Origin of the sequence: Clostridium puniceum, assembly GCF_002006345.1 — a bacterium.
Taxonomy (GTDB): Bacteria; Bacillota; Clostridia; order Clostridiales; family Clostridiaceae; genus Clostridium; species Clostridium puniceum.
Genome location: NZ_LZZM01000163.1, coordinates 19,379 through 32,102, shown reverse-complemented (window position 1 = coordinate 32,102; position 12,724 = coordinate 19,379). Strand labels below are relative to the sequence as shown.

General features: G+C 28.2%; 11 protein-coding genes and 2 pseudogenes. All 13 read left to right on the top strand.

The window, feature by feature from the left end; genetic code table 11:
- The first annotated feature begins 130 nt into the window (after positions 1–130).
- The 13 genes and pseudogenes from CLPUN_RS12835 (at position 131) to CLPUN_RS12785 (ending at position 12,542) form a co-directional block, all read left to right on the top strand.
- Entirely contained in the window at positions 131–478 is a 348-nt protein-coding gene (locus CLPUN_RS12835) for a hypothetical protein (RefSeq protein WP_077847667.1), read from the top strand.
- Positions 459–1,343, top strand: a complete 885-nt coding sequence (locus CLPUN_RS12830; protein ID WP_341425190.1) for a sensor domain-containing diguanylate cyclase — start codon at positions 459–461, stop codon at positions 1,341–1,343. The genes CLPUN_RS12835 and CLPUN_RS12830 overlap by 20 nt, the downstream gene beginning before the upstream one ends.
- Positions 1,344–1,346: 3 nt before the next feature.
- Complete coding sequence (locus CLPUN_RS12825; protein ID WP_077847665.1) at positions 1,347–1,757, top strand: hemerythrin domain-containing protein; 411 nt, start codon at positions 1,347–1,349, stop codon at positions 1,755–1,757.
- A 27-nt stretch (positions 1,758–1,784) separates the two neighbouring features.
- Entirely contained in the window at positions 1,785–3,917 is a 2,133-nt protein-coding gene (locus CLPUN_RS12820) for a glycogen debranching protein (protein ID WP_077847664.1), read from the top strand.
- 656 nt (positions 3,918–4,573) lie between these two features.
- The gene (locus CLPUN_RS12815) at positions 4,574–5,485 is read left to right on the top strand and encodes a sugar phosphate isomerase/epimerase family protein (RefSeq protein ID WP_077847663.1); all 912 of its coding nucleotides are present in this window, start codon (positions 4,574–4,576) and stop codon (positions 5,483–5,485) included.
- Between the two features lie 303 nt (positions 5,486–5,788).
- A complete protein-coding gene (locus tag CLPUN_RS12810; RefSeq protein WP_077847662.1) occupies positions 5,789–6,010 on the top strand; it encodes a sugar diacid recognition domain-containing protein in 222 nt (73 codons plus the stop codon).
- Positions 5,979–6,152 (top strand): UxaA family hydrolase, encoded by a 174-nt coding sequence (locus CLPUN_RS29205; protein WP_278281650.1) that lies wholly within the window; start codon positions 5,979–5,981, stop codon positions 6,150–6,152. Before CLPUN_RS12810 ends, CLPUN_RS29205 begins: the two co-directional genes overlap by 32 nt.
- 181 nt (positions 6,153–6,333) lie before the next feature.
- Positions 6,334–6,681, top strand: a pseudogene (locus CLPUN_RS28730) (hypothetical protein).
- Between the two features lie 146 nt (positions 6,682–6,827).
- Positions 6,828–7,790: an AEC family transporter gene (locus CLPUN_RS12800; protein ID WP_077847661.1), complete on the top strand. Its 963-nt coding sequence runs from the start codon at positions 6,828–6,830 to the stop codon at positions 7,788–7,790.
- A gap of 256 nt (positions 7,791–8,046) precedes the next feature.
- Positions 8,047–8,889, top strand: coding sequence for a sugar phosphate isomerase/epimerase family protein (locus CLPUN_RS12795; protein ID WP_077847660.1), 843 nt, complete (start codon positions 8,047–8,049; stop codon positions 8,887–8,889).
- Positions 8,890–10,017: 1,128 nt separating this feature from the next.
- Positions 10,018–11,163 carry a glycerate kinase gene (locus tag CLPUN_RS12790; protein WP_077847659.1) on the top strand — a complete coding sequence of 382 codons (1,146 nt, stop codon included), beginning with the start codon at positions 10,018–10,020 and terminating at the stop codon, positions 11,161–11,163.
- A 116-nt stretch (positions 11,164–11,279) separates the two neighbouring features.
- Positions 11,280–11,726, top strand: coding sequence for a dihydrodipicolinate synthase family protein (locus tag CLPUN_RS29390; RefSeq protein WP_341425165.1), 447 nt, complete (start codon positions 11,280–11,282; stop codon positions 11,724–11,726).
- Positions 11,727–11,753: 27 nt separating this feature from the next.
- Positions 11,754–12,542: pseudogene (locus CLPUN_RS12785) on the top strand (enolase C-terminal domain-like protein).
- Positions 12,543–12,724: the final 182 nt, after the last annotated feature.

The window sequence follows — 12,724 nt, the reverse complement described above, 5'->3', positions numbered from 1 at the left end:
GTATGAGGAATTATTGTATTTATTTTCAATGAAAGATATTGAAAATAGATGTGAAGATTAAAAGCTAATGATGGATTTTAAATAGACAGCAATATAAAAATTTTATTAGTATGAATGGAGATGCATTAGAGTGAAAGAGCAGCTATTAGAATATTTGTTTAAAAAATCACCAGTAGCTTTGTCATACCATAAAGCTATTTTTGATAAAGATGGTGTTCCATATGATTGTGAATTTTTAGATGTGAACAATATATATGAAAGCATGATAGGATTAAAAGATTATGAAGTTATTGGAAAAAATTATAATGAAATCTTTGAAATAGGTAATGTTATTGGAGACGAGTGGAAAAGGGCATTTCAAGAAGCAATTATTAACAATAAAACTGTAGTCATTGATGTCTATAATAAGGCTGTATATAAATGGATTAGAATAACTATTTTTATATTAGACAAGGAGCATTTTTGCCTGTATATTTAATGATGTTAGTAAAGAATATATAAAAGGAAAAGAAATAGAAGGAATTTTAAAAGTTAATATAGACATGTTATGTGTTATAGATGAAAATCTGAATTTTCTTAAAGTAAATAGAGAATTTGAAAAAGTGTTAGGATATACTGCAGAAGAATTTGAAGAAAAGAATTTTCTTTCTTTAGTTAACAAAGAAGATTTACCTAAAACTATGAATGCAATAAGAAATTTAAATGAATTAGAACCGATATCAGGGTTTGTAAATAGAATAAATTCAAAAGTTGGAGGATATAGGTATTTAGAATGGTATATTCAAATTAATAGTAAATATATATATGCATCCGCAAGAGATGTTACAGAAAAAATTAAGCAAGAAGCTAACTTTAACAAGGTTTCCTATAAGGATGAAGATATAGGTCTATTAAGTATAGATTTTTTCAATAAAAGAATTGCAGAAGAAATTGAAAGAGCAGATAGATATAATGATCCTCTTGCAATGATCATGTTAACATTAGATAATTTAAAAACGCATAAATTAGACTCTTCAGCTAAGGAAGAAATGGTAAAGGAAACTGCTAAAATAGCAAAAAGTGTAATACGTAAATATGATATTTTAGTTAGAATAGATGATGAAAAATTTATATTGTTAATGCCAAAAACAAATAAAAGTGGTGGAATTGTAGTTGCTGAAAAAATTCGTAGAGCTTTAAATGAGACTATACATCCTATTGTAGGCAAATTTATGGCTAGTTTTGGAGTTTCAGAAAGAGTAAAGGCTGAATCTCTTAAACAATGGCAAGAAAGATTAAATAAATTATTAATTAGTTCACAAGAGCAAGGTAAAAATTTTATAATTGCCACTAAGTTTGAATAAGCAATTGAAATTAAGGCAGAAAAACTTCAATGGAATAATGAATGGAACAGTGGAAATGAAGACGTTGATAAAGAGCATCAAGAACTCTTAGCATTATTAAATGATTTAATTAATGTTTCAATTATAGAAATGGATTTTGAAAAGAGTATAGACAAGCTGGATATATTAATAGAAAAAATAGTAAATCACTTTGATACCGAAGAAGAATTTTTAGCTAATATGGAGTATAAAGATTATGATAAACATAGTAAAATTCATAAAAATTTAATCGGAAAGATGTTTCAATTAAAACAGTGTTATCAAAATAGAGAACTTAATCCATCGGCTTTTTTTTCTTTTTTAGCAGATGATGTTATTATTGAACATTTGATAAATGAAGATATACAATTTTTTAATTTATTTAGTAAATCCTAATTTTGAATAGGAATAGGAGTGAGATAAATGAAGGTATCTGGAATTGAAATGAATTTTTGTGATTTAGAAAATGGATATAATAAAAGTTTACGTCCTATAGATGAAGAAAGCGGATTTAAAATTCGTCCAGGATTATATCTTGAAAATGGATCTGTTATTGTTCCAGGAGGAGTTAGCTTTACTATTAGTTCTCAAAATGCTACTTCGGTTAAATTAGTTTTATTTAAAAGAAATGAATATGAACCATTTGCTATAATTCCATTTCCTGAACATTATAAGATAGGAACTGTTTATTCTATGATTGTATTTGGATTAAATATTGAAGAGCTTGAATATGCTTATAGCATTGATGGTCCATACAATTTGGAAAAGGGATTAATTTTTGACAGCAGTAAATATCTTCTAGATCCTTATGCAAAGGCAGTTGTAGGTCAGAGTAAATGGGGATATAAGCCAGAATATGCAAATCAATATAGAGCAAGAGTTGTTATAAACGATTTTGATTGGGGAAATAGTAAACAACTTAGAATTCCTATGAAGGATTTAATTATATATGAATTACATGTTAGAGGATTTACAAACCATATATCATCTGGTGTGAGTTATCCAGGTACTTTTGAAGGTCTATTTGAAAAAATACCCTATTTAAAGGAACTTGGAATTAATGCAGTCGAACTTATGCCAGTATTTGAATTTGACGAACTAAAGGATATGCGTATTGTAAAAGGAAAAAGATTATTAGATTATTGGGGATATAATGCAGTAAGTTTTTTTGCACCGAATACAAGCTATACAGCTGGTATTGAGTATAATAGAGAAGGTGATGAATTAAAATCGTTAATTAAAAAATTTCATGAAAATGGAATAGAAGTAATTCTTGATGTTGTATTTAATCATACTGCTGAAGGTAATGAAAAAGGACCATATATATCATTTAAAGGAGTGGACAATAATATATACTATATGCTTACTCCTGATGGAAAATATTATAATTTCAGTGGATGTGGAAATACAATAAATTGTAATCATCCTAATGTTCAAAATATGATTTTAGATTGTCTCAGATATTGGGTAACTGAATACAGAATAGATGGCTTTAGATTCGATCTTGCATCTATACTGGGACGTAATGAAGATGGCTCTCCAATGAGTCAGCCACCGTTATTAAAAAATCTAGCCTTTGATCATATTCTTTCAAATGTTAAATTAATTGCTGAAGCATGGGATGCAGGTGGATTGTATCAGGTTGGAAGCTTTCCATCTTGGAGCAGATGGTCAGAATGGAATGGTAAGTATAGAGATGATGTTCGTAAATTTTTAAAAGGAGATCCAGGATTAATACATGTTATAGCAGATAGAATATCAGGATCTCATGATTTATATGATCCAATTTATAGAGGGCATAACGCATCGGTTAATTTTATAACCTGCCATGATGGTTTTACATTATATGATTTGTATTCTTATAATAATAAGCATAATGAAGCTAATGGATGGAATAATACTGATGGTGATAATAACAATAATAGTTGGAATTGCGGGATTGAAGGAGATACCGATGTTGATGAGGTATTGAAACTTCGAAAAAAAATGATAAAAAATGCATGTGCAGTTCTTATTGCAAGTAGAGGAACACCTATGCTTTTTGCAGGAGATGAATTTTGTAATACACAATTTGGAAATAACAATCCATATTGCCAGGATAATGAAATATCATGGATTGATTGGAGTTTGCTAGATAAAAATGCAGATATATTTGATTTTTTTAAGAATATGATAAAGTTTAGAAAAGTTCATCCTGTTCTTAAAGGTAGTACTGGTCCAGCAAAATGTGGATTACCTGATATGAGTAAACATGGTAATGAGCCGTGGTATATAGATTCATCGAGGGAAGCATGGGTGCTTGGGATTATGTTTGCAGGATTTAATGAAAAAACTGATGAAGACGATATTGTTTATATTGGAATTAACACGCATTGGGAAAAACAGTGGGTTAGATTGCCTGATTTGCCTGCTAACTTTCAGTGGCTTATGTCGATAAATACTGGTATGCTTAATGATAAAGATTTTATTGAGTCAGTTGAGGAAATGCCTTTAATCACTAATGGGATTGAAATGGAACCAAGATCTGTTATGATTGCAATAGGAATAAACAATTAGACATATGATGTAAAGAACTAATTGTAGCATATATAAACAAAATTCAGAAGGTGTTTCAGTAAGATAAAAATTGAATGTTGAAACATCTTCTGATTTATGTGTAAATGTACAATAAAATAATTAAATATTTGTTCATTTGAATAATGGAATAATTATTGAAAATGATTATACTTTTTCTGTATAATTAATGTTTATATAGTGAAGGAAAATAACAGACTAGAGCACAATTTATATTTTGTATCAGACTGTTATTTTTTATATACTCGATTATATTTTTGAAAATTTATATATTAATTAAATTACAAAAGGTATGAAGCCTTTTAAACGCACAATATAATTTACAAATACTTCTTGTTTACACCTATATATTGTGTAATTAAGAATTTGTTTGATCTTTTTGTTGGACAATTATATATTAAAAATTAAGTAAAGATTGTGAAAATAATCTAATAGTTATATAATTAAAATATTTTATAATATTTAATTAAAGTATATATGTTATAAAAACAATCTACATGAAAATGTGAAATAGTATTCCTATTGTACTAAGGAGTTAAAATTGTAACATATATAGTTATATTTTGTTAGTTTATATTACAACATTTTGTGGATATTAAAAAAATAATGTGGATATAATTTAGAAAAGAGGAATTAAGATGAATGAATCAATTTATAAATATTTAAGAGTAGGATTAATACATTTTATGGCTTATCCAGAAACTACAAAATTTAATGAACAAAAAAGTCTTGTAGAATCAATAAAAAAAGTTTTAGCAGACGATTATTTTAATGCAATAGAGATTACCCATATAGAAGATGAAGCACAAAGAGAAGAAATTAAGAAATTATTAGAACAAAGTCATATGACAATTGCATATGGAGTTCAACCAAGATTATTGAGTGCTGGATTGAATCCAAATCATTTAGATGAAACTGAAAGAAAAAAAGCAGAAAAGATAATTCTTGAGTCAATAGATGAGGCATATTATTTAGGGGCTGAAAGTATAGCTTTTTTAGCAGGAAAATATGATGAAAATAAAAAGGAGGAAGCTTATGAACAATTATTAAAAACAACAAAAAATGTATGTCAATATGCAAAGAGAAAGGATATGTCAATCGCTCTTGAAGTTTTTGATTATGATGTTGATAAAAGAGCATTAATTGGACCAGCTACTTATGCAGCACAATTTGCAAAGGACATAAGAGAACAATCAGATAATTTTGGGTTATTAGTAGATCTATCACATTTACCTCAAACATATGAATCTTCAAAATTTGCTATTCAAACTATGAAGCCATATATAACACATTTTCATATTGGAAATTGTGTTATGAAAGAAGGCGCAATAGCATATGGAGATACGCATCCACGTTTTGGATTTCCAAATGGAGTTAATGATGTAAATGAGGTTAAAGAATTCCTTCAAGTTATGAAGGAAGAAGGTTTTTTTGATGAAGAAAATCCTTATATAATTTCATTTGAAGTTAAACCTTGGGAAAATGAAAATTCGGAAATTATAGTAGCAAATGCTAAAAGGACATTAAATAGAGCGTGGTCATTACTTTAAATTAAATGGTTATATTATAATAAGTATAATTAAGCACATTAAAAAAGTAACGAAATACATTGGTATAGTTGAGTTATTTTATTTTATGTGCTTTAAATATACACCTATAAAAAGAGCAGCTATGCTGCAATATGGGACTTTCCTGAAATACAGAACTTTTTTACAAATAAGAACTTATTAAGTTATTCTGGAGGAATATCATCCTCAATCATTCACCATTTATCATTGATTAAACTTGGTACCGCCACTTTTTAGATATGTCATGAAAATATTTACATCTATTTCGAAAAGGAGAGATAATTGATGGATTTTTTGAGTAAAGAATTAGCTAAAAGTATTGTTGAAAAAACTATGAATGTAGTTGATTATAATATTAATATTATGAATGAAAATTGTGTAATAATAGCATCTGGAAATAAGGAGAGAATTGGAACGATTCATGAAGGTTCAATAATTGTATTGCAAAGAAAATCAGAATTTAATGTTGACGAAAATGAAAGAAGAACTGCTTCCAAAGTATCCTAATGTAGATGATATAGTTCCAATTAATCATGCTTATGGATGTGGAGTTGCGATTAATGCGCCTGAGGCAAAAATTCCAATTCGAGCTTTAAGAAATCTTTCAAAACATCCTAACTTTGGAGGAGAGTTAATGGTAGTGCGTTAGGCTGTGAAAAATTAACGGTAGAAATGCTATTAGATGAAGCTGACATAAATCCTGAAAATGTAATTATTCTTCAAGAGCAAAAAGGTATGGAGGCTATGATAGATGCATTAATGAATATGACTGATAAGAAATTAGCTAAATTAAATGAACGTAGAAGAGAAACTCTTCCATTGTCAGATCTTTGCATTGGTATGCAGCTACTCCTGCTAGTGATATTGTATGTGGTCTATGCCAGCTTGCATCTGGTATTACACTTCAAGTATTTATGACCGGGCGGGGGACACCTTATGGGTTGGCAATTGCACCAGTAATTAAAGTATGATCTAGAAATGATATGAAAGATATGTGGCAGGATTTAATTTATATAAATTCTGGTTCTATAGCAACAGGGGAAGCTACTATTTCAGAGATTGGAACAAAAGTATTTAACAAAATAATAGATATTGCTAGCGGAAAAGAACAAGCTTGTGCTGAAAAATACGAATTGCATAACGATTTATGTATTTTTAATCCTGCTCTAATTACTTAAAAAAGTTATTAGGATGTAAAAGAGCATTATTATTGTTTTATTAACTAAAATAAGTTAATAGGATTTCAAAATATAAATCATTAATAAACTGTGATATAATTTATTAATGATTTATATTAGAATAAATATTTTGGGGGACAAAAGTAATGGTAATTTTTTTACATATATTAGGGAATAACATTATACCTATTTTTACAATAATTGCTCTTGGGTACATAATAAGCAGAAAATTTGATTTAAGCATATCTACTCTTAGCAAATTGAATTTTTACTTATTTGTGCCTGGTTTTATATTTTATAACCTATATACTACTAATTTATCTTTTGATATGTTTAAAATATTATTTTTTTGTATTTTATATTTAATAGTCAATGACTTAATAGCAAGAATTGTTGCTAAAATTCGTAAGTATGATATAGGCATGACAAGTGCATTTAAAAATTCTATAATGTTTAATAATACAGGTAACATAGGAGTATCTCTTGTTACACTTATTTTTGGAAATGCACCTTACATAATAGGTGGTAAGACACCATATCTAAATGAAGCACTTACATCACAAATCATGATTTTGGTGTTTATGAATGTCACAATGAATACGATTGGATTTTATAATGCAGGAAGAGCAAAAATGAATATTAAAGCTTCAATGCACCAAATTTTTACTATGCCATCTATATATGCAATACCTCTTGCACTATTACTTAAATATTTTAGGATTGATATAACATCAACTCCTATATGGCCTACTTTAGAGTATGTAAAGAATGGACTTGTACCTATAGCTTTAATATCACTTGGAGTTCAACTTTCAAAAACTGAGTTTGATTTTAGAGATATTAATGTAAATATAGCAGTTTTCACAAGACTAATTATAGGACCTATGATTGCATTATTATTAATACATATACTAGGATTCAATGGAATTATTGCACAGGTACTTTTAATTTCTTATTCAGTGCCAACAGCTGTAAATACAGCTTTAATTGCTGTTGAATGTGGTAATAATCAAGATTTTGCATCACAAGAAGTAATGATATCAACGATTTTAAGTGGTGTTACACTTACAACAGCCATATATATAGCAAGAAACATATTTCCAGTCTAAAAAGATAAATTGCTATAATAACATATATATAAGTGAATTAAGAATAGAAAATTTAGAATCAAGGATGAAAATAAATTTAATGATAGTTCAAAGGAAGATCATCCTAAATTCTAAATTAAAGTGTGTGTAGTAACTTTAATTTAAAGTATATATTTATACTTAATGCTTGTAAATCTTTTTATAGTGATGTAAAATTAATAAAGAAATTGAACACGTGTGCAAATATAAATTTATTAAAAAGATAAGGAGAGTAATTATGAGATTTGGAATGAGATGTCATGATGTAATTCATAATAATCTTGAAGATTTAGCTGAAAGTATTCAAGAAAAAAAATTTAAAAGCGTTCATTTAGCGCTTACAAAGGTAAAAACAGATTTTGATTTTAAGAAAAGTAACATTACTCCAGGGATGGCAAAGCATGTTAGAGATATTTTTGGAAAACATGGAATAAGCATAGATATATTAGGATGTTATGTAAATTTAGCTCATCCAGATGATGCTGAACTTAAGATTCTTTTAGATAGATTTAAAGAGCATATAAGATTTGCAAGAGATTTTGGATGCAGCCTTGTTGGAACAGAAACTGGTGCATTAAATAAAGAATACGTATATGGTCCAGAAAATAATACAGAAGAAGCTTTTCTAAGAACTTTAAATTCAGTTAAGGAACTTGTTAAAGAAGCAGAAAAATTTGGAGTGATTGTTGCAATAGAAGGTGTTGCAAAGCATGTTATTAATACTCCAGAAAGAATGAAAAGAGTATTAGATAATATTGATTCTAATAATTTACAAGTGATTTTTGATCCAACTAATTATATAACTCCAGAAAATTATAAAAATCAAGATCAGTTAATTAAAAAAGCTTTTGAATTGTTTGGAGATAGAATAGTTGCAGTTCATGCAAAAGATTTTATTTGTGAAAATAATGAAATTAAGCTAGCTCCAATTGGAAAAGGATTATTAAATTATGAATTGCTATTATCTGTACTAAAAGAAAAAAATCAATACATAGATATATTCTTTGAAAGTACAAAACCAGAGCATGTAGATGATAGCATTGATTATATAACTAAAATGTATACATCAGTTAACAGTTAACAATTCACAGTTGACAGTTGAAGATGAAACGCCTAATGGCTTTTCTAAAATAAATTTAAAGTGGACAGATTCCTTTGTATAAAAAAATAAATCCCAAAACTAATAAGTTTAAAATTTATAATAAAATATAATTATTCCTTGAATTTGCTTTATAAAATTATAGGAAAATTGAAAGTTGCCTAGAAATGTTGCGAAAATGCATTTCTAGTTTTTTTATAGATTAGAACTCATTTTGTTAAGGAGATTTTTTTATACTAATTACTAAATGATTGATTTGAATACAATGTTTACATAAAAAATGTGCGTATGAACAAAAAAACAAATTAAAAACGATTAATAAATGTGTAAATAAATATTGAGAAAGCAATTGAAAGATATCATAATTAACATATAATTCAAATTTGATTAATTATAATGATATTAAGAGTTCTAGCGAGCATAGTGTATGTGGCTAGAACTCTCAATTGTTTGCCAATACACAAGGAAACAAAAAAAATTTTTGTGAATTAATAGTAAGTGGAGGGATGAGGATGGAAGTCACCAATGTAAATATAAAAGAAGATAAGCTTATACTTAATGTTAAAATAATTCCATTAATTATATCAATAATTGATATTGAAAATTTAGGTTTTAAGAGTAGAGTAAAATAAAACTCTGAAATTGCAACTATTCCAACTTTTTATGCACCACGAGGTAAATATGAATGGTTAAATTATGGTGTGCGTGCTTAAAGCCTTCAATAGAAAGGCAGCAAAGAGTTTGGATAAAGATTTATAATATGCTATAAAAATAGTATATTAACTCTTAGTGACATTTTAATAGTATATTTGTAACTATTAAAATAGTTATAAGTGTTAATAATTCAAAGCTTAAACAGTATATAAATAATATAATTTTTTTATAATTTTGAACAAAAAAATAAGAAAAAAGTAATATTAATTGTGTTGGATGCACATTGTTTGATAGTTTTATTTTAAGTATAATTAACTCGTGTAAAAGTTATCAATACTAATCTTGGCATATTAATTGTTAGATTAAAAAATGGTAGAAAGTTATTGATAATAAAATCTACAAAATATAAAAAAGAGTTGTAATTTATACTTGATTACTTTAACAGGAGGTGAATTGATGAAAATAGTTATAGCTCCGGATTCATTTAAAGGGAGTTTAACAGCCCTTCAGGTAGCAAGTGCTATAGAAGAGGGGCTTAATAAATATGATAAAGATTTTATAATTGAAAAAGTACCTATGGGAGATGGTGGGGAAGGAACAGTTGAATCCTTAGTTTCACTTAGAAATGGAGAAATAATAACTGTAGAAGTAAAAGATCCGCTTATGAGAGAAATAAAAGGATTCTATGGTTTGTTAGGTGATAAAAAGACAGCTGTAATAGAGATGGCAGCTGCGTCAGGGTTACCCCTTTTAAAACAAAATGAAAGAAATCCACTTATAGCATCTACATATGGAACAGGTCAATTAATAAAAGATGCATTAGAGAGAGGTTGTAAAAAGTTCATAATTGGAATAGGTGGAAGTGCTACAAATGATGGTGGTACAGGAATGTTAAAGGCTTTAGGAATTAAATTCCTAAGTAAAGATAATAAAGAACTTAAGGATGGAGCAATAGAGCTAGATCAATTAGATAAAATTGATATGACAAATTTTGATAAGAGAATCTTTGAATGTGAAATAAAGGTTGCCTGTGATGTCGAAAATACACTTTGTGGAGAAAATGGAGCCTCATTTATATTTGGTCCACAGAAGGGTGCTGATAAGCAAATGATGAAAGTTTTAGATGAAAACTTACATCACTATGGAGAAATTTTAGAAAATACTTTTAATATGAATGTAATTAATGTTCCAGGTGCTGGTGCAGCAGGGGGCATGGGTGCTGCATTTATTGCAGTAATTAAAGCTAAGTTAGAACGTGGAATAGATATTGTAGTTCAAGAAAGTAAGCTTAGTGAAAAATTAGAAGATTGTGATTTGGTCTTTACTGGTGAAGGCAGAATAGATTATCAAACTAAATTTGGGAAAACGCCTTTTGGTGTAGCAAATGAAGCGAAAAAGAAGAACATTCCAGTAATTGCGATTGCAGGATCGATAGGTGAAGGAACAGAAACTTTATATGAAGTTGGATTTGATGGAATATTTAGCATAATAGATAAACCTATGACATTAGATGATTCAATTAAGAATGGTTCAGAACTTGTGAAAGAAGCTGCGTATAGAATAATAAATTTATATATGACGCATGAAAGAAAATCAAAATAATAGATAGGAATAATTAGTATGTTTGAACCTAGTGCAATTATCCCTGCTTTAGTAACACCTTTAGATGAGCAAGGAAATTTAATAGAGATTTCATTAAAAAAATTATTGATTATACTTTGGAAGCTGGAGTTCATGGAGTATTTGTTTTAGGAAGTACTGGTGAAATTTATGGATTAACAGATAAACAAAAACAAAGAGTTATGGAAGTTACTGTTGAACACGTAAATGGGAGAGTACCAGTTTATGCAGGAGCTGGTGAAATTACAACTAATAATTCTATAAAAACTGCACAAATGTCAGAAAAAGTTGGACTAATTTTAGCTTTTTTAGTAATAACTCTATATTTTGTATCACCAACACAAGATGAATTAATAGAACATTATACAGCTATAGAAGCAGCTTTACTTGATCTACTTGGAAAATACTTAGATGTTCCAGTTGCTGCATTATTTGGAGACGGACAACAAAGAGATAAAGTAAAAATGTTAGGATACCTTTTCTATATTGCAGATAGAAAAAAGACAAATTTACCTTATGTTAGTGAAGAAGATAGTTCAGATTAATGGTATAGAATTCGTCATGAAGAGGCAATGACGCCAGAAGCTATTGTAAAATTAGCTGAAGCTATACATGCTAAATATGGATTCACTGATTTCAAATTAAAAGGTGGAGTATTAGAAGGTAAAGAAGAAATTAAAGCAATAAAAGCTTTAAAAGAACATTTCCCAGATGCTAGAATTACACTAGATCCAAATGGAGCTTGGTCATTAAAAGAAGCAGTTGAACTTTGTAAAGATATGCATGGAATTTTAACTTATTGTGAAGATCCATGTGGAGCTGAAGATGGATATTCAGGTCGTGAAATTATGGCTGAATTCAAAAAAGCAACAGGACTTCCAACAGCTACTAATATGATTAATACTGATTGGAGAGAAATGGGACACTCTGTAGTATTAAATTCAGTAGATATTCCACTTGCAGATTGCCATTTTTGGACTATGGAAGGAACTGTACGTGTATCACAATTATGTAATGAATGAGGATTAACTTGGGGATCACACTCAAATAATCACTTTGATATATCTTTAGCTATGATTACTCACACAGCAGCAGCGCCAGGAAATATAACAGCAATAGATACTCATTGGATTTGGCAAGAAGGATACGACAGATTAACTAAGGAACCATTACAAATTAAAGATGGATTTGTAGAAGTACCTAAGAAACCAGGTCTTGGAGTTGAAATTGATAGAGAACAAATTATGAAAGCACATAAATTATATATTGATAATAATCTAGGAGCTAGAGATGCGGAAGGAATGCAATTCTTAATTCCAGATTGGAAATTTAATAACAAGAAACCTTGTTTAGTTAGATAATAAATAAAATATTAAATCTTTACTTAAATACAGCATGTATGCAATAATATAACCATAAGCTAAAAAAATTTCATTTTAACTAAGTTAAGATACTTTTTGAAATGAGTAATATAAAATATTAACCAACCAATATTATTAATCCTTTAATAAAACATGAAATTATTATATAAAGATAAGTTCAT